The 20,287-nt window shown below is 61.5% G+C and carries 16 protein-coding genes; 12 read left to right on the top strand and 4 right to left on the bottom strand.

All coding sequences use genetic code 11. The features are described from left to right. The first annotated feature begins 26 nt into the window (after positions 1–26). The 3 genes from HYPDE_RS05570 to HYPDE_RS05560 all read left to right on the top strand — a co-directional run bounded on the left by HYPDE_RS05570 (position 27) and on the right by HYPDE_RS05560 (position 2,884). Positions 27–1,679 carry an L-aspartate oxidase gene (locus HYPDE_RS05570; RefSeq protein ID WP_015597421.1) on the top strand — a complete coding sequence of 551 codons (1,653 nt, stop codon included), beginning with the start codon at positions 27–29 and terminating at the stop codon, positions 1,677–1,679. Continuing rightward, the gene (nadC, locus tag HYPDE_RS05565) at positions 1,676–2,569 is read left to right on the top strand and encodes a carboxylating nicotinate-nucleotide diphosphorylase (protein ID WP_041320040.1); all 894 of its coding nucleotides are present in this window, start codon (positions 1,676–1,678) and stop codon (positions 2,567–2,569) included. The genes HYPDE_RS05570 and nadC overlap by 4 nt, the downstream gene beginning before the upstream one ends. An 87-nt stretch (positions 2,570–2,656) precedes the next feature. Further along, a complete protein-coding gene (locus HYPDE_RS05560; protein WP_015597419.1) occupies positions 2,657–2,884 on the top strand; it encodes a hypothetical protein in 228 nt (75 codons plus the stop codon). A gap of 21 nt (positions 2,885–2,905) precedes the next feature. On the opposite strand, the gene ppdK is transcribed toward HYPDE_RS05560, so the two are convergent. Continuing rightward, positions 2,906–5,632, bottom strand: a complete 2,727-nt coding sequence (gene ppdK, locus HYPDE_RS05555; RefSeq protein WP_015597418.1) for a pyruvate, phosphate dikinase — start codon at positions 5,630–5,632, stop codon at positions 2,906–2,908. Between the two features lie 127 nt (positions 5,633–5,759). On the opposite strand from ppdK, the gene HYPDE_RS05550 reads away from it, so the two are divergent. Both HYPDE_RS05550 and HYPDE_RS05545 read left to right on the top strand, forming a co-directional pair. After that, entirely contained in the window at positions 5,760–7,163 is a 1,404-nt protein-coding gene (locus HYPDE_RS05550; RefSeq protein WP_015597417.1) for a dipeptidase, read from the top strand. 53 nt (positions 7,164–7,216) lie between these two features. Further along, positions 7,217–8,152, top strand: a complete 936-nt coding sequence (locus HYPDE_RS05545) for a ribonuclease T2 family protein (protein WP_041320038.1) — start codon at positions 7,217–7,219, stop codon at positions 8,150–8,152. Between the two features lie 41 nt (positions 8,153–8,193). On the opposite strand, the gene HYPDE_RS05540 is transcribed toward HYPDE_RS05545, so the two are convergent. After that, entirely contained in the window at positions 8,194–8,970 is a 777-nt protein-coding gene (locus HYPDE_RS05540; RefSeq protein WP_244437787.1) for a hypothetical protein, read from the bottom strand. Between the two features lie 126 nt (positions 8,971–9,096). After that, on the bottom strand, positions 9,097–9,873 hold the full coding sequence (locus tag HYPDE_RS05535) for a TorF family putative porin (RefSeq protein WP_015597414.1): 777 nt from the start codon (positions 9,871–9,873) through the stop codon (positions 9,097–9,099). Between the two features lie 362 nt (positions 9,874–10,235). On the opposite strand from HYPDE_RS05535, the gene HYPDE_RS05530 reads away from it, so the two are divergent. The 3 genes from HYPDE_RS05530 (at position 10,236) to HYPDE_RS05520 (ending at position 13,382) form a co-directional block, all read left to right on the top strand. After that, complete coding sequence (locus HYPDE_RS05530) at positions 10,236–10,976, top strand: SDR family oxidoreductase (RefSeq protein ID WP_041320036.1); 741 nt, start codon at positions 10,236–10,238, stop codon at positions 10,974–10,976. 225 nt (positions 10,977–11,201) lie between these two features. Continuing rightward, complete coding sequence (locus HYPDE_RS05525; RefSeq protein ID WP_015597411.1) at positions 11,202–12,572, top strand: glucosaminidase domain-containing protein; 1,371 nt, start codon at positions 11,202–11,204, stop codon at positions 12,570–12,572. Between the two features lie 30 nt (positions 12,573–12,602). Next, positions 12,603–13,382 carry a glucosaminidase domain-containing protein gene (locus HYPDE_RS05520; RefSeq protein ID WP_041320033.1) on the top strand — a complete coding sequence of 260 codons (780 nt, stop codon included), beginning with the start codon at positions 12,603–12,605 and terminating at the stop codon, positions 13,380–13,382. A 41-nt stretch (positions 13,383–13,423) separates the two neighbouring features. On the opposite strand, the gene HYPDE_RS05515 is transcribed toward HYPDE_RS05520, so the two are convergent. Next, a complete protein-coding gene (locus HYPDE_RS05515) occupies positions 13,424–14,401 on the bottom strand; it encodes a hypothetical protein (protein ID WP_041320031.1) in 978 nt (325 codons plus the stop codon). A gap of 147 nt (positions 14,402–14,548) precedes the next feature. Between HYPDE_RS05515 and uvrC the strand changes: the two genes are divergently transcribed. The 4 genes from uvrC to moaD all read left to right on the top strand — a co-directional run bounded on the left by uvrC (position 14,549) and on the right by moaD (position 20,285). Beyond that, on the top strand, positions 14,549–16,543 hold the full coding sequence (gene uvrC, locus HYPDE_RS05510; RefSeq protein WP_015597408.1) for an excinuclease ABC subunit UvrC: 1,995 nt from the start codon (positions 14,549–14,551) through the stop codon (positions 16,541–16,543). 377 nt (positions 16,544–16,920) lie between these two features. Then, complete coding sequence (locus HYPDE_RS05505) at positions 16,921–19,347, top strand: DUF3772 domain-containing protein (protein ID WP_244437786.1); 2,427 nt, start codon at positions 16,921–16,923, stop codon at positions 19,345–19,347. Positions 19,348–19,414: 67 nt separating this feature from the next. Next, complete coding sequence (pgsA, locus tag HYPDE_RS05500; RefSeq protein WP_015597405.1) at positions 19,415–20,002, top strand: CDP-diacylglycerol--glycerol-3-phosphate 3-phosphatidyltransferase; 588 nt, start codon at positions 19,415–19,417, stop codon at positions 20,000–20,002. A 7-nt stretch (positions 20,003–20,009) separates the two neighbouring features. Beyond that, positions 20,010–20,285: a molybdopterin converting factor subunit 1 gene (moaD, locus tag HYPDE_RS05495; RefSeq protein ID WP_015597404.1), complete on the top strand. Its 276-nt coding sequence runs from the start codon at positions 20,010–20,012 to the stop codon at positions 20,283–20,285. Positions 20,286–20,287: the final 2 nt, after the last annotated feature.

The following is a 20,287-nucleotide window of genomic DNA, read 5'->3' as shown; positions in this document are numbered from 1 at the left end:
GGCGACGGCCCACGAGAGGCAAAGCGATGGCTGCACAAAATCAGCGCGAGGCTCGAACCTTCGTCCCTTTCGAGGGTAAGCCCGGCCCAGGCGACGTCGTCATCATCGGGGCTGGGCTTGCCGGGCTTTTCACCGCGCTGAAACTCGCGCCGCTGCCCGTTACCGTCATTGCGGCGGCGCCACTCGGTGAAGGCGCGTCGAGCATGTGGGCGCAAGGCGGCATTGCGGCTGCGGTCGGTGAAGGCGACAGCACGGCGAAGCACGCAGCGGATACGATCGAAGCCGGCGCCGGCATCGTCGATCCCGAGGTCGCACGCGTCGTAGCCGACGAAGGCCCGGATCGTATTCGTGACCTCCTGAGCTACGGTGTTCCCTTCGACCGCGATCTCGAAGGCCACTATGTCCTTTCAAAGGAAGCCGCGCACTCGGAAAAGCGCGTCGTACGTGTCTCGGGCGACCGGGCCGGGGCCGCGATCATGCAGGCTCTCATCGCTGCGGTTCGCAACACGCCGTCGATCCGCGTACTCGAAGGCTACGAGGCCGACGGTCTCATCGCGGAAAATGATCGGGTTGGGGGGGTCCGCCTTATCAGATCGCGATCGCATGGCACAGGCAGCTATGTTTTCGTGCCAGCCTCCGCTGTCGTGCTGGCGACAGGCGGGGTCGGCGCCCTCTTCGCACTCACAACCAATCCCTCCTACGCAAAGGGCGAAGCCATCGCCATGGCGGCGCGCGCAGGTGCGGTCATTGCCGATCCGGAGTTCGTGCAGTTTCATCCGACCGCCATCGATGCTGGTATCGATCCCGCGCCGCTCGCGACGGAAGCGCTGCGTGGCGAGGGCGCAACGCTCGTCAATTCACTGGGCGAGCGCTTCATGCTGGCGGTCGATCCGCGCGGCGAGCTTGCGCCGCGCGACGTGGTGGCGCGTGGCGTCTTCAACGAGCTGAATGCGGGCCGCGGCGTGTTTCTCGATTGCCGCGAGGCAATCGGCGCATATTTCGAGAAGGAATTTCCAACCGTCTGGAGTCATTGCCGGCACGCAGGCATCGACCCCGCAAAAGATCTGATCCCGGTTGCGCCGGCAGAGCACTATCATATGGGCGGCATCGCGACCGATCTTCGGGGGCGCACGAGTCTCGGCGGATTGTGGGCTGTCGGCGAGGTCGCCTCGACCGGGCTGCACGGGGCCAACCGTCTTGCGTCGAACTCGCTGCTCGAAGCGGTCGTCTTCGGAGCGCGCGTCGCCACCGACATTCGCGCGTACCTGCCGCATGATCGCGTCGGACATTTCGTGCATCCACGCCGCGTACCGGGCGATCGCGCCTCTGCGCCTGACCAACGTCGCCAAGCCATCGATCGCCTGCGCGCGATCATGACGAAATACGTCGGTGTTCAACGATCGGCGAAAGGTTTGAAGATGGCCCTCGCGGCTCTTAAAGATCTTGATGCCGCCGCGGCCGCCGACACAGTTCTCTCGAACATGGTCCTGACCGCACGTCTGATTGCTGCGGCGGCGCTCATGCGCAAGGAAAGCCGCGGCGGCCATTACCGGATTGATTACCCGGCCGCCGATCCGGCATTCGCCAAGCGGACATTCATCACGATCGAAGACCTGCAGGCGATCGAACCGGTCCCGCGTGCGACGCGCAGCGTATCCGCGATGGCTTGCAGGCCATGACACGCGCACAACGCAATTTGCCGTCTCTGCCCCACAACCTCGTGGAAGCCGCGGTTCGTTCCGCGCTCGATGAGGATCTCGGGCTTGCGGGCGACATCACGACGAACGCCACGGTTGCACCGGACACGGTGGCCGAAGCCGTCATCGCCGCGCGCAGGCCGGGCGTGATCGCAGGTCTTGCACTCGCCGAAGCTGCGTTCCGCGCCGTCGGCCCGGAAACGCATTTCTCGATCGAGATTGGCGACGGCGAGACCGTGGAGCCTGGCACAGTCATCGCACGCGTCTCCGGCAATGCGCGGACGCTGCTCACGGCCGAGCGCGTCGCTCTCAACTTCCTCGGCCGCCTCTCGGGCATCGCGACGCTGACGCGGCAATACGTCGATCAGATTGCCGGCATGCATGCAAAAATCGTCGACACGCGCAAGACGACGCCGGGCCTCCGGGCTTTCGAGAAATATGCCGTGCGCTGCGGCAGCGGCTACAATCACCGCGTCGGGCTGTTCGACGCAGTGCTCATCAAGGACAATCACATCGTCGCGTCGGGCGGCGTTGCTGCGGCGGTCAGGGCAGCCAAAGCCGCAACCGGACACATGACCAAAATCGAGGTCGAAGTCGATACGCTGGCGCAGCTTGAAATCGTCATGCGGGAAAAAGTCGACTGCGTACTGCTCGACAACATGACGCCTGGCGACCTTGCCAAAGCCGTAAATATCGTCGGCGGCCGTTGCCTCACCGAAGCATCAGGCGGCGTCAATCTCGAAACGGTTAAAGAAATCGCGCAAACCGGTGTTGACCTGATTTCCGTAGGCGCGCTGACACATTCGGCCTCCGTCCTGGATCTCGGACTGGATTTCATCGCATCGCCGAAGCAGGCTGTTCTTCAAGCATGAATTCGCCATAGTCGATACCCATCTGGCAAAATGCTAGTTGTGGTATCGTGGCCGAACATGAAAAGCGGTGTTTGAAGCGAGGATACGATGGCAATTCAGTGGATCGTGGCCTGGGGTCTGATCGCCGTCACGGCCTCCGTGCTTGCAGCTATCCTGGCCGGTATCAAGAACCGCGACTATTCGTATTGGATGGCGTGGAGCTTTGTCGTGCCGCCGGTCGTCCTCTGGCTGCTGATTCTACCGAAAAACAAAGGTCCGCGCCCGCGCCAGCCGCGCCTCGATGACATCGATCGCCGCGAGAACGGGCCGCTGTAACCCAACAGCCTGGCTCCCGCACTATTCCTGTTCCGGTGAAGCTCGCAATCTGGCAGCCTCGCGCCGCTTGATCGCCGCCTGTGCCGCAGCAAGCCGCGCGATTGGAACGCGGAACGGCGAGCACGATACGTAGTCGAGGCCGATGCTCTCGAAAAACGCGATAGACTTCGGATCGCCGCCATGTTCGCCGCAAATACCGGTCTTGAGATCAGGCTTCGCCGCACGCCCGCGCTCGGTACCGATCTTGACGAGTTCACCGACGCCGCGCTGATCGATCGTAACGAAGGGATCCGTCGAGATCACTTCATGCTCAAGGTAGTTCGACAGGATCGGTGCCGCATCGTCGCGTGACAGTCCGAGCGCCGTTTGCGTCAGATCGTTCGTGCCGAACGAGAAGAAATCGGCGCCCGCCGGTCCGCCCGCGATATCGGCGGCTCTAAGCGCCGCCCGCGGCAGCTCGATCATCGTGCCTACGTCGTAAGGGATTTCGACTCCCATGTCGCGCTGGACCGCGTCGGCAGTCTCGGTAATCACGCGCCGAAGAACGTCGAACTCACGCCGGTAGGCGACGAACGGAATCATCACTTCCGGACGTACGGCCTGACCCGTCTTTCTCTGAGCGTTAATCGCCGCCTCGAAAATGGCGCGCACCTGCATGCGCGTGATCTCCGGATACTTGATTCCGAGACGGCACCCGCGAAACCCAAGCATCGGATTGAATTCTTCAAGCTCCGCGACACGTGCCTTGAGCCGCATCAGGTCCATGCCCAGCGCCGCCGCAACCTGCGCGGCCTCGCGATCTTCGTGTGGAAGGAATTCGTGCAGCGGCGGATCGAGCAGGCGGATCGTGATAGGCAGGCCCGCCATGATCTCAAACAGTTCCTCGAAATCGGCGCGCTGCACAGGCAGCAGCTTGTCGAGCGCTTGCTGGCGGCCTTCCTCGTCCTCGGCACAGATCATTTCACGCACGGCGAGAATGCGGCCTTCCTCGAAGAACATATGCTCGGTCCGGCAGAGGCCGATTCCTTCGGCGCCGAATTCGCGGGCCTGGCGCGCGTCGCGCGGCGTATCCGCGTTCGTCCGGACTTTCATGCGGCGCGCACCGTCCGCCCATTCCATGACAGTCGCAAACGTCCCCGAAAGCTGCGGCGGCAGCATCTTTGCCTTGCCTGCGTAAACCCGTCCCGTGCTGCCGTCGATCGAGATGATGTCGCCCGATTTGAAAATGCGTGCGCCCGCCCGCATCGTTCCGGCACTCGTATCGATGCGCAGCGTGCCGGCGCCGGAGACACACGGCCGACCCATGCCGCGTGCGACGACGGCGGCGTGACTCGTCATGCCGCCGCGCGCCGTCAGGATGCCGACCGCCGCGTGCATACCCTGCACGTCCTCGGGGCTCGTCTCGGAGCGGACCAGAATGACGTCCTTGCCTTTTGCCTTGAGTGCTTCCGCCATCTCGGAATGAAAGACGATTTCGCCCGATGCAGCACCGGGCGATGCCGGCAGACCTTTGGCAATCAAATCGTGGTCGGCCGAAGGATCGATCGCCGGGTGCAGAAGTTGATCGAGCTGCGTCGGTTCGATCCGGAGAATGGCCTCGTCTTGGCTGATCAACCCTTCCGCCGCGAGATCGACGGCAATCTTAAGTGCCGCCTCCGTGGTGCGCTTGCCGGATCGCGTCTGCAAGATCCACAGCTTGCCAAGCTGGACCGTAAACTCCACGTCCTGCATGTCGTGATAGTGCCGCTCGAGCTGATCGAAAATCTGCCTGAGCTCGTTGAAGGCACCGGGCATCGCCGCCTCGAGAGATGTTCCCGGCGCATCGCGCGCGCCTTTCCTCGTCAGCGGCTGCGGGGTGCGAATTCCGGCGACGACATCCTCGCCCTGTGCATTCGGCAGATATTCGCCGAAAATTTCGCGTTCGCCCGTCGATGGATTGCGTGTGAAGGCGACGCCCGTGGCGGAATTATCGCCGAGGTTGCCGAACACCATCGCCTGGACTGTGACGGCAGTGCCCCAGTCGTCGGGAATGTCATGCAGCCTGCGATAGGTTTCGGCCCGCGGATTGTACCAGGAATTGAAGACGGCGGCGATGGCGCCCCAAAGCTGCTCGCTCGTATCCTGCGGGAATGGCTGGCCGTGCTCTCGCTCGATCGCGGCCTTGTAATCGGCAATGATCTCGCGCCACGACTCCTCATCGAGGTCCGTATCGGCTGCAAATCCGTTGAGGTTCTTGAAATTCTCGAGAATATCCTCGAATGCGCCGTGATCGACGCCGAGCACGACGTCGCCATACATCTGAATGAAACGCCGGTAGCTGTCGAAGGCAAACCGTGAATCGCCCGTTAACGCCGCCAGACCTTCGACGGTCTTGTCGTTGAGGCCGAGGTTCAGGATCGTATCCATCATGCCGGGCATTGACGCGCGAGAGCCCGAGCGGACCGATACCAACAGCGGCCGCTTGTCGTCGCCGAAGCGCGCATCGACCGTGTCGCCGACATTGTCGAGGGCCTGCATGACGTCGGCCTTAAATGCCTCGGGCAGCTTGTTACCCGCTGCGAAAAAAGCGTCACAGACTTCCGTTGTAATCGTGAAACCTGGAGGCACGGGCAAGCCGAGCGTCGCCATTTCGGCGAGATTGGCACCCTTGCCGCCGAGGAGTTCCGCCATATCGGCGCCGCCCTCGGCGCTTCCGGGCGCAAAGGCGTAAACCCATTTCTTTTTGCCGTCCGTGTCCGGCTGTGCCATCAGACCTCCGGTGCGGTCTTCATGCTGCCATGATCCGCGTCAGGAGACGTGCCATAGCAAATGGAGTTCCGTATTCCTAGCTGAACCCCCTCATCGCTTCTCTTGCTTTTTTGGAAAGTCTACCAAGATGACCGCGCTGGAAACCGTTCTCGACACACTTGGTCAATCGAAATCTGCCGGGCTCGACCGGTTGTTCGAGCTCTTGCGCATCGACAGCGTTTCGACGGATCCAGCATATCGGGCAAGTTGCCGCAAAGCCGCGGACTGGTGTGCCGCAACCCTCAGGGACATTGGCTTCGCCGAAGCTAAGGTTGTGTCAACAAGCGGCCATCCAATGGTCGTGGCGCATGACCGCACCGAACGCGAACCCGGCCTGCCGCGTGTGCTTTTCTATGGCCACTACGACGTGCAGCCTCCCGATCCGCTCGATCTCTGGCAGACGCCGCCTTTCGAGCCGCGCATTACGACCGAACCGAGTAACGGCGAGGTGATCGTCGCCCGCGGCGCCGAGGACAACAAAGGTCAGCTCATGACCTTTTTCGAAGCCGCGCGCGCCTGGATGAAGGTTGCGGGAAAATTGCCGATCGCCGTCTCGGTGTTGATAGAAGGTGAGGAAGAATGCGGCTCGCCATCGCTGCCGGGCTTTCTCGCCAAACATGGCGACGAACTGAAAGCCGACCTCGTTCTCGTCTGCGATACGGGACAATGGGACAAGGATACGCCCGCCATCACGACGATGCTGCGCGGACTTGTCGGCGACGAACTCGTCATCAGCGGCCCGGGGCGCGATCTCCATTCCGGCATTTACGGCGGCCCGGTGACAAATCCGATCCGCGTGCTCGCCAAGGTCATGGCTGCGCTCCACGACGACACGGGCCGCGTTGCCGTGCCGGGGTTTTACGATGGCGTCAAAGATCCGGCACCTGAGCAGCTTGCGCAATGGAAATCGCTAGGCCTCAGAGCCGAAGCATTTCTTGGCGCCGTCGGATTGAAAACAGCGGCCGGTGAAAAGGGACGCTCCGTCATCGAGCAGCTCTGGTCGCGCCCGACGCTCGAATTCAATGGTGTAACGGGCGGCTATCAGGGCGTCGGCTCGAAGACGGTCATTCCTGCGAAGGCATCCGTCAAGATCACCTGCCGCCTCGTATCGGGCCAAGACCCGGACAAGGTGATGAAGGCGCTTCACGACTATGTCGAGACAGTTCTGCCCGCTGATTGCAAGGCCACCTGGCTCGGCCATCACGGCTCCGGCGCGGTCAGCTTCGACACGGCGGACCCATCGATGCAGGCTGCCGCGAAAGCGCTCGAAGAGGAATGGGGAAGGCCCGCCGTGCTGATGGGCAGCGGCGCATCTATTCCAATCGTTACGTCGTTCCGTGACGCTCTCGGCATGGACAGCCTGCTGATCGGCTTCGGCCTCGACGACGACCGCATTCACTCGCCAAATGAGAAGTACAATATGCGGAGCTTCGAAAAAGGCGCACGAAGCTGGGCCCGGATTCTTGCCGCGCTGGCGCCGACCGCCACGTAGGAATTTCATTCGCCACCAGCCATTGCATCCGCCCCGCGCACCGAGATGACGACATGCTGAAGCCGCATCTGCTCCTGACCGCTCTGGTTCTTCTCCTCATTGCGGGGCTCGCCGTACATATGGTCCGGCAACAAAATGCGTCATGGCCGACCGGCAGCCAAAGCAGCGCCAACGCCGGTCGCACGGCCGATAACCGCTCAAACGGGAGCGGCAACGGCTACAGCAGCGGCGACGGCTACAGAAACGACTACGGCAGCAGCAGCGAACGCAACGTTCCCGGCCAATTCGACTATTACGCGCTCGTCCTCTCCTGGAGTCCGACGTACTGCGCGGAAAAGGGCGAAGACGACGACGCACAATGCAACCGCCGCGATGGCCGCCGCTATTCCTTCGTCCTGCATGGCCTTTGGCCGCAATACGAGTCTGGATATCCGTCCGACTGCCGCTTGTCGCGACGGCCTTTCGTCCCCGAGAACGTCATTACGAGCATGCTCGACGTCATGCCGAACCGCGGCCTCGTCATTCACGAATATCGTACGCACGGAACGTGCTCGGGCCTCGATCCGGCGCGCTATTTCACGACGGCGCACCGCCTGTTCGATTCGATCAACATTCCGCAGCGCTTCCGCAATCCCTTCGAATCCCAGCTCGTGGCGCCATCCGATATTCGCCGTGAATTCCTGCAGGCGAATCCGAATTTCAAACCTGACATGATCGCCGTCGTCTGCAGCGGCGCCGACAAGGGGCTGAAGGAAGTCCGTCTCTGCGTTTCAAAGGATGGCCAGCCGCGAACGTGCGGACAGAACGAAAACCAGAGCAAGCTCTGCTCGACCGACCGTGTCTTCATTCCGCCGACACGGTCGGCAGCCTCGCAGGACTCTCCAGGCAGACGAAGCCCTCCCGCCGACACAGGCCCTGCAAGCACGGGGCAACAATCCCCATTGCCGGGGCCTCGCATGGATTACGATTACGGCCGGCGAGCCCAATAAGTTTCCGATGAAGAAAATTTGGTCGTATTCCGACCTATCTCTCAGGCCGCCGAGCGAACCCGTTCCGCACGCCACGCATGCGGAGCACGCGCGATCCAGCCTACGCCGCTCTCATCGGCAAATGCCTCAATCGCCATTGGGTTGATGCCCCAACCTTCCGCGATGCAAAGCACGTGGGGCTCTGTCGGGTGGAGTTGCAGCGCGCCTCCGATGTCGCCGTGGCGATTCAGGACTCCTCTGAGTTCCATCATTGAAAGCCCGAGCTTCCGCTCCACCGGCGTCGGGCGGCCGAGGTCCCAGACAATGCCAGCTTCGCCGATGGCAACAGCCCGTACCGGCCGGCCGTTCTCGAACCGCGCCCAAGCATAAAAATCGATGATCGAAAAGGTCGCGAAGTACTGTACGCTTCGAAATTCCCGGGCAACGCGTAGCAGAAGCGGAGCCGCTTTGTCGACGAACGAACCTCCCTGCGGCAGCGGCAATGACACGCCGGCGACAAACGTCCAGCCTGCGACGGGGGGCGAAATGAAGACGAACGTGTCGGAAAGCTCAAGATCGTAAATCGCCCCAAGCCCCGAATTCCAGTTCGCGACGCTGAGATCGCCAAGACCGAGAACGACCGCGAGATACCCGGCGTCGTCCGTCTTGACGGCAAGCCACGACATCTCGCTTCCAAACGCGCGCGGCCGGTCTGGAGCGTCATCCATCCTGACACGGCGAGGCAGAAGCCGCGGGGATAGAACCGCGGCCGCAAGTGCCGTGGTCAGAATGACCAGGATGACGATTGTCGGAAGCACGATTGCTGTCGCTTGCCTCAAGAGCCCGGACAACTTTTTTGTCGTGAGTTGCCGGGTTGCGCAAGCGCTACGGCTTCCCGATGAAGCAAAAAAACCGGGGCCAACGAGGGCCCCGGTTGACTCATTCGGAAGTTTAGGAGGGAGAACTTATGGAAGGTTCACGCCAGCCGAGAACAGAAAGCGGCCGTCGGCAATGGTGTCCGAACTATTACCCAAGAATCCAGCCATATTGGCATGCGTCAGATCTGTATCCCAATAACGGAAGTCCATGAAATACTTGTCGACCGTTAGCTTCATACCGACGTTCCAGTACGTATAGCTGTCTCTGCCGTTGCCGAAGAAATCAGCCGTATCCGACGTCGTATATCCAACGCCGCCGCTGATCGTCGGCGTAAATATCGCGAACTGAGGCAACTGGTAGCTGACGAGACCTTCGACGGTTTCCGTCTGCGCGTAGTTCTCTTGGTCCGGCGTGACATAGCCGGTCACGCTCAAAGTCAGATTGGTTATGGGCGTAACGGAGGCCCCGACCTTGAATTCAACATAGTCCGTTGCATCCCAGCCTTTCGGATTGTCCGGGTTTGAGTAGTAAAGAACACCGATATCCCAGCTCACGGGACCGGTCACCGGCCTGATACCGGCGTAAATGTCCATTTCGAAGGGATCACCAATGCCGTTGTCGACGTTAGAACCCCAGAAGTCGAGGTAAGCGATACCGTACGTAAATTCGACAAACGGCTGGAACGCCGGCTTGTTATCCGTGAGGGATACGCCGCGGAACAGGTAGTCGCTGACACCCGTCAGAGTGATCGAATACCCAAACTTCCGGTCCTCCGTATCGTCTGCGAGCACCGCCGTTGACATCGCCAACGAGGCGATTGCCGCCATCCCGGCCACGCCCAAGAAACTTTTGAAATTCGCCATTAGACAACCCCCGTCCCAAACCAGCGGTTCACAGTCGCCGCACTTGCGGACCCCTCGATTCACACCGCGTTGTGCCAAGAGAAACGTCTTCGGCGGGTTGGCACAAGTGTTTAGGCACAGGAAACATCGACTTCGCCGGGGGGCTGTCACCCACGCGCAACGATGGCACATTAGACGGCCTCGACAAATCGGATTTGCCTTGAAAATATGCACCCTTCAGACCGCTACTTGCCGGCCACAGAGGCTGATCGGCGAAAAATCGAGCGCTGATTCGGGCGTTTTTCACCCTCCGACAGCTCCAGCCCCTCCCCTTCGGTCGGTCTCGACGTGATTCTCCAAGCCGATTCTGATAATTCGCACCCATGAACCGAAATTCCGACCCCGCTCGAACGGCCCTGATTACAGGTGCCGCCCGTCGCATAGGGCGCGCGGTCGCTCTCGGCTTGGCGGAAGCCGGCTGGGCGGTCGCAATCCACTACCGCAAATCAGCCGTCGAAGCCGAAGCACTGGCGCGGCAGATCTGCGGCGGCGGCGGGCGGGCGCGCACATTTCAAGCCGATCTGGCCGATCGTCAGGCGCTCGAAAGCCTTGTTGCAACGATCGGACGCGAGCTTGGACCGCTGACAACCCTGATCAACAACGCATCCGAGTTTCTTCCCGACAGCATCGGCCACCTCGACGAGAAGACGTGGGACCTGCACCTCTGCATCAATCTGAAGGCTCCCGTCTTTCTTTCAGAGGCGATGGCCAGACAACTGCCGGAGAATGCCGAAGGCAACATCATCAACATCATCGACCAGCGCGTCTGGAACCTGACGGCGGAGTTTTTCTCCTACACGATCTCGAAGGCCGGCCTCTGGACCGCTACGCGAACACTTGCGCAAGCACTTGCCCCGCGCATTCGCGTCAACGCCATCGGACCCGGTCCCGTATTGCGAAGCATCCACCAGACGGACGACGACTTCGAGCGTGAGAAGCAATCGACGCTGCTGAAGCGCGGACCATCGGAGAAGGAAATCGCGACGGCTGTCCGTTTCATTCTCGCGACACCATCATTAACGGGCCAGATGATCGTCCTCGACGGCGGCCAGCATCTGACGTGACCTGACCCAAAGTGAAACGCGACGCGGCCCATGCCGGTGATCGCGGCAGATGCTGTTTCCGCCTCAATCTGACCCTCGCACGCCCTAAATACCGCCCAATTGCTTGGCGATCCTTCCCCTGACTCACGGGGGGTCTCAACTCTTTTTTAACGTTAAGCGCTTACGAACCTTAATTGGTTTTGTTGGGCGCTCTTCGAGGGGTGCCGCGTCGTTATGGGTGTATCCATGATAAGCCGCGTTCGGACGCCGTTGGCGTTCGTCTTCGCTGCAGCCGTTCCGTTGGCTGCGGCGCCTCTGCCGGCCTCGGCGGCAGACCTTCCACAGGTTAAAATAACGAAAACGAACACGGTCCCGGCGTGCGCGACGCCCGGACGATTGATGGCTTTCCTGACAAGCCGCAATCGCAATATAGACGGGCACTTCTCGACGATCGCGGCAGACTACATGCGCATCGGCGACGAGTTAAGAATCCGCTGGGATATCGCCTTCTTCCAGATGATGCTCGAAACGGGCAACCTGACATTCAAGGGCGACGTCAAAGCGAACCAGAACAATTTCGCGGGTCTCGGCGCCACCGGCAATCACGTTCCGGGCGAAAGCTTCCCCGACGTGGCGACGGGCGTGAAGGCGCACCTTCAGCATCTTCTCCTCTATGCCGGCGAGCATCTCGACAACCCTGTCGCTGAGCGCACCCGCAAAGTGCAGGAGTGGGGCGTGCTGACGGACTGGCAAAAGTCCATAAAGGGCCCGATTAATTACGAGCAGCTCGCAAAACAGTGGGCGCCGACATCACGCCGCTACGCGCGCGATATCTCCAATATCGCCGAGAGCTTCTATGGCAGCCCCTGCAGGGCTCCCGACCCCAATCCCGACCTGCTGGCACTGGCTCGTCCCGGCACCACACCTCAAAATTCCACCGCCTCCGACCCGAAAGTGGCGATGGCCGACACGGCTGCTCCTGACGCCGCCGACACATCCACAACCAAGCTTTCCGGCGCGGAACTGGCTCGCCGCGCCGTCGAGGAAGCTCGCAAGTCCGGTTCATTCGTTCGCTCGAGCTTAGGCGCTGAAGAACTCGTGCCGCCCGCAAACGAAGCGCAGACCGTCGCGGTCGGCGAACCTGAGCAACAGGAAAAGCCGCAGGCCGTTAAGATCATCAACGCGGCGGTGCCGCCCGCCGATGCCGCGCCGAATGCTTCTGCGGATGCCGAGGCACGCCGCCCTGCCGACTCTGCACCCGTCGAGCCGACGAAGAAGAGCACGGGCAAGAAAATTCAGACTGCCGCTCTTGGCGCAGGCACGAAATCGTCCGTTCTTCCCGGCATCACGTCGAAGTCGACGCCCACTCTGTCTCCCGCCGCACGGCCGACGTGCAAAGTCTGGACGGCAAGCTATGGCGGCGGTCATTCCGTCATCATCAAGGCTCGCGCGGACCGGCAGGACAACTACACCGTCCTCGATGTCAACGAAGGCTCGGAAAAGCGCGAAGCGGCAGCTTATATCGCCGCCTACGCCAAGGGCGGCGAGACGGTCGGCGAGTTTACCAATCCCTCGCAGGCGCTCGATAAAGCCTTCGAACTCTGCCCGGATGGTTGAGTGCGGCTCGCACTGAAGGGCCGCCCTTGCATGGCACATCCATCTCTCCGCCATTCCGGGGTTCTCTCCGTTTCGGCGCTTGCTTCGGCAGCCGCGCTTGCGTTCTTCGCAAATGCGGCCGATGCGGCGCCGCCCATTCGCACGGGCGCGACGAACCAGGTTCCGGCATGCGTAACGCCGGACCGGCTGATGACATTCCTCTCGCAGCGAAATTCCCGGCTCGATGCGCGCTATGCGAACATCGCCAGATTCTACAAAATCTACGGCGAAGGCTGGCATGTGCGTTGGGATTTCGCCTTCTTCCAGATGGCGATAGAGACCAACTTCCTGAAGTTCCAGCGCGGCGACGGCAGTCGCGGCGACGTCCGCGAGACCCAGAACAATTTCGCTGGCATTGGCGCAACGGGAAACGGCGCGCCGGGCGAGCGTTTTCCCGACGTCGCGACGGGCGTGCACGCACAAATTCAGCATCTGGTCGCCTATTCGGGCGAGCGCCTGGCGCAACCGATCGCGAAGCGGACGCGTGAAAATCAAGATGACATCATCGCGAAATCGCACCGCCTCGGCAGACCGGTGACGTTCGCCGATCTCGCACGACGCTGGGCCGCCGATCGTCAGTACGGCAAATCGATCGACTTCATCGCAGGGCTCTATAATGAGCAGTATTGCACGGGCGAAGCGCATGCTGCCCAGGAGACGGCCGCTCCGGCGCCACAGCCCGCGTACCGCTGGCGCGATCTTCCGTTGCAGCCATCAGGACTCGGCGGACCTGTTCCAGACCACGTTGCCGATCCAAAAGATAGCCGCTGAGCCGCTACTCCGGAAGCGCGCAGTCTCGTCCCATGTTCCGATCAGTCGGACGGCTTGAAATAATTGAGCGCGGCCGTCGACGCAGCGCCGCCAATCACGCACGGAATGCCGAACTCGACTTGCCCGAGCGCTCCAGCCGCGACACAGCCCAGCGCCAGAACCGTCTGTCCGGCCTGGCCCCACCAGTTGTAGTTCCTGAGTTTCTCCGAGCCTTTCGCCTTCAATTCATCGATCGACGCGAGCGCGTCCTTGCGGATCTTCGAAAGCTCCAACGTCTCCGATGCGTCGATGACTTCGCCCAGCGGCTTGCGGATTTTGGGATCGCTGTCGCTTGAGATCTTCTTCAGCATCATCAGGAGATCGTTATCGCGGGATGCGTTCTGCGCCAGCGTCCACTTGGCCATCGCGCCGATGGTCAGAGTGTCGACCTTGTCTTTGTCGAGCGAGTACGCGAGCGACGACACGATGCGCCGGATCGGGGCCTCCCATCCGGTCGCAAAATAGTAGCCCCAGTTCAGGTCGATCACCGTGGCGTCGTCTTTGATCGAGAGCGCCGTCAGGACGGGCTTGTCACCGTAAAGAAACTTCTCAATCAGATCTTTGCGCGCCGGCATTCTTTCGATGAACGTCTTGAGCAACGGCCGCCAGCTGGGAAGCCCCGAATAAGCGATCCCCTTGATGATGATTACCTGATCCTCCGGCGGCAACGGAAACATCTTCGCGACAAGATCTTCCGCACTTGCCGGGTTCGATCCGATGACGCCGGCAATAAACCCGATGTAAATGCCAGATTGGTCGGAGTCTTTCGTCAGGCCGAAAGCCGACATCGCTTTGACGGCGTCGGGTACCCGTTGCGGCTGGGGACTATGGCGGTAGCCGTTGATCCACCGCAACACCTCCTCGTTGCTCCGGAATGGCTGAGCCTGAGCCTGAGCCTTCTCTCGGACCGGTTTTGCGAGTACGAATCCGGGAAGCGACAGGATCAGCGCGAAGCCCAGAATGGCAAAAATCGAGCGCATGGCACCCCCCACGAAATCCTGCTCTCCCTGATGCGCTGAGGGTGTCAGATCATCCCTCTGACATGGTGATTTTGTGGCGCACCATACCCTGTCTTGCTTGACCTCTGCGGCGGACCGATCTTAGGTGCGCCCAATCCTAGGTATGCAATGACTGAAGACCAAATATCGGCGGGCTCGGCAGCCGCCCCCGAAACTCCGCGCAAGACCGGCGCCGATGTCATAGCCGGATACCTGAAAACGCTGCCGCAGACGCCCGGCGTCTATCGCATGCTGGATGCGGCCGGCGAGGTCATCTACGTCGGCAAGGCACGGCAGCTGAAATCCCGGGTTTCGAACTACACGCGGCTCAACGGGCATACCAACCGCATCGCGCGCATGATCCTCGCGACGGCCTCGATGGAATTCGTGACCGTTGCCACCGAGGCTGAGGCACTTCTGCTCGAAGCCAACCTGATCAAGCGCTTCCGGCCGCGCTTCAATGTGTTGATGCGCGACGACAAGTCGTTCCCGTATATTCTCATCGCACGCGACCATCCGGCTCCCGCCGTGATGAAGCATCGCGGCGCCCGTAACCGGAAGGGGGAATACTTCGGGCCGTTCGCTTCTGCAGGCGCCGTCGATCGCACCGTGAACATGCTGCAGCGCGCGTTCCTGCTGCGCTCCTGTTCCGACAGCGTCTATGAAAGCCGCACGCGTCCATGCCTGCTCTATCAGATCAAGCGCTGCTCGGCGCCGTGCACAGGCGAAATCAAGCTCGAGGACTATGCCGAGCTCGTCGACGAAGCCGAACGCTTCCTCAAAGGCGAGAGCCAGAGCGTGCGTGCGATGTATCAGCGCTTGATGCAGGAAGCGGCCGATGCACTCGAATTCGAAACGGCCGCAAAATACCGGAACCGGCTTTGGGCGCTTGCGCACGTCACGGCAGATCAATCGATCAACCCGGAAGGCGTCGAGGAAGCCGACGTATTCGCCGCCTATCAGGACGGCGGGCAAACGTGCATCCAGGTCTTCTTTTTCCGTACCGGGCAAAACTGGGGCAATCGCGCCTATTATCCGAAGGCCGATCGTTCGCTCGATGCGCCGGACATCCTCGATAGCTTCATCGCCCAGTTCTACGACGACAAGCCGGTGCCGCGCCTGATCCTCATTTCGCACGATATTCCGAACCGCGCGCTTCTCGCCGAAGCCTTGACGACCAAAGCCCAGCGCAAAGTTGAAATTCGTGTCCCCTCCCGCGGCACGAAATCGAGTCTCGTCGAACATGCATTGACGAATGCGCGCGAAGCGTTGGGGCGCAAACTCGCCGAAAGCTCGACGCAGGCGCGCCTTCTCGAAGGTATCGCCGAACGCTTCAACCTACCGGCCTCTCCCCGCCGTATCGAAGTATTCGACAACAGCCATATCGCAGGCACGAATGCCGTCGGCGCCATGATCGTCGCGGGGCCCGAAGGGTTCGTCAAAGGCCAGTATCGCAAGTTCAACATCAAGTCGCCCGACGTGGCGCCGGGCGACGATTATGCGATGATGCGGGAAGTGCTGACGCGTCGTTTCAAGCGCATTGCCGACGCCGAGGTCCTCGAAGAAATCGAAACCGAGGTCGCCGAGCTTGTCGCAGATGCGGCAGGCGAAATCTCCGCGACACCCGCACCTGAGGACGATGCTACCGAAGAGCAGACGTTTCCCGACCGCCCCGACCTTGTTTTGATCGACGGCGGCCTGGGACAGCTTTCCGTTGCGCGCGAGGTTTTGGCCGGTTTCGGACTGCACGACATTCAATTGATCGGCGTCGCCAAGGGTCCCGATCGCGACGCAGGGCGCGAGCATTTCCACATTCCGGGGCGCGATCATCCGATCTTGCTCGAAACACGGGATCCGGTGCTCTATTTCGTTCAGCGTCTGCGCGATGAAGCGCACCGGTTCGCGATCGGAACGCACCGCGCCAAACGCGCAAAGGCCCTCGGCGTCAATCCGCTCGACGAGATTGAAGGCGTCGGGCCAACGCGCAAACGTGCGCTGCTGAAGCATTTCGGCTCGGCCAAAGCCGTTTCCCGCGCCGGTATCGAGGATTTGAAAGCGGTCGACGGAATTTCTGCCGATATGGCCCGGAAAATCTACGACTTTTTCCACGAACGTTCCCTCTAGCACACGCACGTGCGGGTAAAAGACACTGGCCAGTGACACTGCGGTTGCCCTAATTTCGCGGCACTTGAGCGCCATGCGCTTGCCTCAATCCAGACCGCCAGGGAGTTCGCATTTCGCCAATGCTGAGACACGTCTTTGCGATTGCCGTCGCTCTTGTGTTGGCCACCCACGCGGAAGCCAAACCAGGAGCTGCCACGTGGAGTCCCACGACAACTCCGGCTGCAGCTCAACAGCAGCGCGCAGCACCTGTGGCGGACCAAGCTGCACCGCCAGCGCCCGCTCCAACAGCAGGGCCCGCCGCGGCAGAGCCGGCAACGGCTCAGCCAGCCCCTGCCCCGTCCGCTCCCGCACAACCGGTGGCTCCGCAAGCAGCCCCCGTGCAACCGGCGGCCGCTGCTCAACCTGCGCCCGAGCAACCAGCCCAGGCACAGCCTGCCGCTACTCAGCCCGCTCCCTCGCAGGCGCCCCCACCTCCTCAGCCTGCCGCCAGCGAAGCACCACCTGCACCGCCGCCGCCAAAGCCGGCACCGGTTTTGTCACCTGAGGTCAACGACTCCATCAAGCAGATGGTGGAAGCCATGGACGGCGCCGAAAAGGCGCTCGCCCGAATAAGCGCTGCTAATGACAGTCTGGCGGACCTGCGCGACCAGATCGACAACGTCATCGCGAAGGCGACGAGAACCGCCGACGCCGTTCGCCCGAGGCGCGAGGAAATCGAGCGCCAGTTAAGCAAGCTCGGACCTCCTCCGGCAAAGGATGCACCGGCTGAATCCGCGACGGTGGTCGCTGAGCGCGAACGCCTCGCCTCGCAATCAGCGGAGCTCGACCAGGCCACGAAGACGCTCCGCGTCACTTGGTGGCGCGCACGTCAGGCGATCGACAAGATCACGAACCTCAGACTGTCGCTTTTCGTAAAGAGCTTGACGCAGCGTATTTCAAGTCCGCTGTTCCCCCAATTCTGGACGGACCTCTCACGCGCCGCGCCGAGCGTCGAATGGCGACTGAAATACAACGCCAACGACTGGATCTCGTCGGTCAACAATCAAAAAACCAACGTCGCGATGCTGCTCGCGGCGGTAGTCGGACTCTATCTGTTTCTGAAAGGCCTTGCGCTCGCAATAACGCGATACAGACCCAACCAGAACGCGACCCCCCCGACGTTTTTCGAGCGCGCCGCTTCGGCATCCTGGATTGCGCCGGTCCGCGCCATTCCGGGCGTTGCTGCGGCATTCCTTCTCTTCGGAGGTCTCGACTACCTCGGGCTCCTTTATGATCCGACCGCAGCTCCCGTCGGCGCAGCACTTCTCAATAGCACGCTGATCTACTTCGGCGTATCTGCTCTCATCACTGCGGTATTTGCCCCGAGCCAGCCGGAACGTCGTCTCGTCCTGTTATCGAGCCGCAGCGCCCGCCGCATTTCGCGTCTGATGAAGCTCTTGGCGCTCATCTATTGCGTGGACCTGTTCCTCTCCGCATTCGCTCAAGTCTTCTATTTCCCACTGTCCCTAAGCGTCGTCCAATCGCTCGGAACGAGCCTCGCATTTGCGTTCGTCCTTATCGGGCTCCTGCTGACGCCCTTCGAAGCGAGCGAAGCAGGGGGGGGCCTCAAGCCTGTCAGCCGGCACCGGCCCCTATGGCTCAAGCTGCCGCTCTGGGTCGCTGCCCTCGCGATCATCGGATGCTGCCTCGTTGGTTACGTGGCACTTGGGCGCTTCTTGGCGCAACAGCTCGTCATGACAGGCGTGGTGGGACTGGTCGCAACTCTCCTCTACCTCGCGATCCGAGCCTTCACACGCGGCAACACCACGTCGCGAAGCCACATCAGCGTCCTCCTCGAAGAGCGGATGGGCTTCGATGAGACGCGCCGCAAACAGCTCGGATGGTTGACCGAAAGCGTTCTGACACTCGGCGTTGTGCTGGCGGCCATTCCTGTGTTGATGCTGCAATGGGGCTTTTCGGGACCCGACATCCGCGACTGGTCAAAACGCCTGCTGTTCGGCTTCGAGATCGGGCAATTTCGCATCTCCCTCGTCCGCATCCTCATCGGTATTGCGATATTTGTGGCGTTCGTCTTCATCACGCGCCTCGTCCAGCGGCGATTGCGAGATAACATTCTTGTCGCGCCGCGCATGGACCCCGGAATTGCGAACTCCATTGACACGGCTGTCGGCTATGCGGGAACGGGACTTGGCGCGATTGCCGCAATTTCCTACGCGGGCTTCGACATCACCAATCTCGCGATTGTCGCCGGCGCCCTGTCGGTCGGCATCGGCTTCGGCCTGCAATCGATCGTCAACAACTTCGTATCCGGCCTGATCCTGCTCATCGAGCGCCCGATCAAGGTCGGGGACCTGGTCGTCGTCGGCGGCGAGCAAGGCGTCGTCAAGCGTATTTCCGTGCGTTCGACCGAAATCGAGACATCCGACCGCGCCAGCCTCATCGTCCCGAATTCGGAGCTCGTTACGGGCAGGGTGCTGAACTGGACGCACCGCAATGCCTTGGGACGGATCGTGATGAAGTTCAGCTCCGGACCCGATACCGATCCGCGCCGTGTCCTTGCCGTCCTTTCGGAATGCGCCAACCGCCATCCCAACGTGCTGCGGGAACCCGCGCCGGTCGCTGTCTTCGAAGGCTATTCGCCGACGACCACGGATTTCTCGCTGCGCGTCCTGCTGCCCGACATCACGCACTCGCTCAAGGTCCAATCGGATCTCAGGGTCGCTATTTACGAAGCCCTGCGACGGGCGCACATCGGCGGATCGGAAGACTTCGCCGCGCATCCGGCCGTATCGGAGGCTTCATAGCCGCGACTTTGCTACACTTTGGGCGTACCCCATTGACGCAGGCTTGCCCCTGCGGCTACCCAAAATCATGGATCATATTGCGCAACGCTCGCTGCCTACGAGCCTGCCTAACATTCTGACGTACGGCCGGATCGCGGCGGTGCCCGTCCTCGCGGGTGTGTTGTTCTTTGGAATGAGCGACGCATCGCGATGGGCGGCGTTCTCGATCTTCGTTGCCGCCTGCGTAACGGACTGGCTCGACGGATACTTGGCGCGCATGTGGGAGCAGCAATCGACGCTCGGGCGCATGCTCGATCCGATTGCCGATAAGCTGCTCGTCGGCGCCACGCTCCTGATGCTCGTCTATACCGACACGATCGGCGGATGGTCGATCTGGGCGGCGATCATCATCCTGTCGCGCGAAATCCTCGTCTCCGGTCTTCGCGAGTTTCTCGCCGAGCTCAATGTGAAGATTCACGTGACGCAACTCGCAAAGTGGAAAACCGCCGTTCAGTTCATCGCATTGGCGATGCTTCTCGCCGGACCGGCTGCGGAAGACCTCGTGCCGGGCACGACAACCGCCGGCGTCACCCTTCTTTGGGTCGCGGCGCTGCTTACATTGGTGACAGGCTACGATTATCTCAAGGCCGGTATTCGCCACGCGATGGGCGGTTGAGACGACCATGACTGCTGTAGATAATACGTCCGTGGTTTTGCGCTATTTCGCCTGGTTGCGCGAAAAGACCGGCCTCAACGAAGAGCGGGTCACGCTGCCGCCAGAGATCGTCACGGTCGGCGATCTGCTGAGCTGGCAGCCGACACGCGGACATCCCTTCGATTTGGCCTTCGCGAAGCCGGAGGCCATTCGCGTCGCTCTCGACCACGCACACGCAAAGCACGGTACCTCGATTGCCGACGCGCGCGAGATCGCCTTCTTCCCACCCGTCACCGGAGGTTGAGG

This window comes from Hyphomicrobium denitrificans 1NES1 (genome assembly GCF_000230975.2).
GTDB classification, from domain to species: Bacteria; Pseudomonadota; Alphaproteobacteria; order Rhizobiales; family Hyphomicrobiaceae; genus Hyphomicrobium_B; species Hyphomicrobium_B denitrificans_A.
The sequence above is the reverse complement of the archived record's forward strand: the minus strand, read 5'-3'. Positions and strand labels throughout refer to the sequence as shown.

Bases quoted from the DNA above. Each gene is read 5' to 3' on its own strand.
- HYPDE_RS05570 (WP_015597421.1), top strand. From the start codon at position 27: ATGGCTGCACAAAATCAGCGCGAGGCTCGAACCTTCGTCCCTTTCGAG.
- nadC (WP_041320040.1), top strand. From the start codon at position 1,676: ATGACACGCGCACAACGCAATTTGCCGTCTCTGCCCCACAACCTCGTG.
- HYPDE_RS05560 (WP_015597419.1), top strand. From the start codon at position 2,657: ATGGCAATTCAGTGGATCGTGGCCTGGGGTCTGATCGCCGTCACGGCC.
- ppdK (WP_015597418.1), bottom strand. From the start codon at position 5,632: ATGGCACAGCCGGACACGGACGGCAAAAAGAAATGGGTTTACGCCTTT.
- HYPDE_RS05550 (WP_015597417.1), top strand. From the start codon at position 5,760: ATGACCGCGCTGGAAACCGTTCTCGACACACTTGGTCAATCGAAATCT.
- HYPDE_RS05545 (WP_041320038.1), top strand. From the start codon at position 7,217: ATGCTGAAGCCGCATCTGCTCCTGACCGCTCTGGTTCTTCTCCTCATT.
- HYPDE_RS05535 (WP_015597414.1), bottom strand. From the start codon at position 9,873: ATGGCGAATTTCAAAAGTTTCTTGGGCGTGGCCGGGATGGCGGCAATC.
- HYPDE_RS05530 (WP_041320036.1), top strand. From the start codon at position 10,236: ATGAACCGAAATTCCGACCCCGCTCGAACGGCCCTGATTACAGGTGCC.
- HYPDE_RS05525 (WP_015597411.1), top strand. From the start codon at position 11,202: ATGATAAGCCGCGTTCGGACGCCGTTGGCGTTCGTCTTCGCTGCAGCC.
- HYPDE_RS05520 (WP_041320033.1), top strand. From the start codon at position 12,603: ATGGCACATCCATCTCTCCGCCATTCCGGGGTTCTCTCCGTTTCGGCG.
- HYPDE_RS05515 (WP_041320031.1), bottom strand. From the start codon at position 14,401: ATGCGCTCGATTTTTGCCATTCTGGGCTTCGCGCTGATCCTGTCGCTT.
- uvrC (WP_015597408.1), top strand. From the start codon at position 14,549: ATGACTGAAGACCAAATATCGGCGGGCTCGGCAGCCGCCCCCGAAACT.
- pgsA (WP_015597405.1), top strand. From the start codon at position 19,415: ATGGATCATATTGCGCAACGCTCGCTGCCTACGAGCCTGCCTAACATT.
- moaD (WP_015597404.1), top strand. From the start codon at position 20,010: ATGACTGCTGTAGATAATACGTCCGTGGTTTTGCGCTATTTCGCCTGG.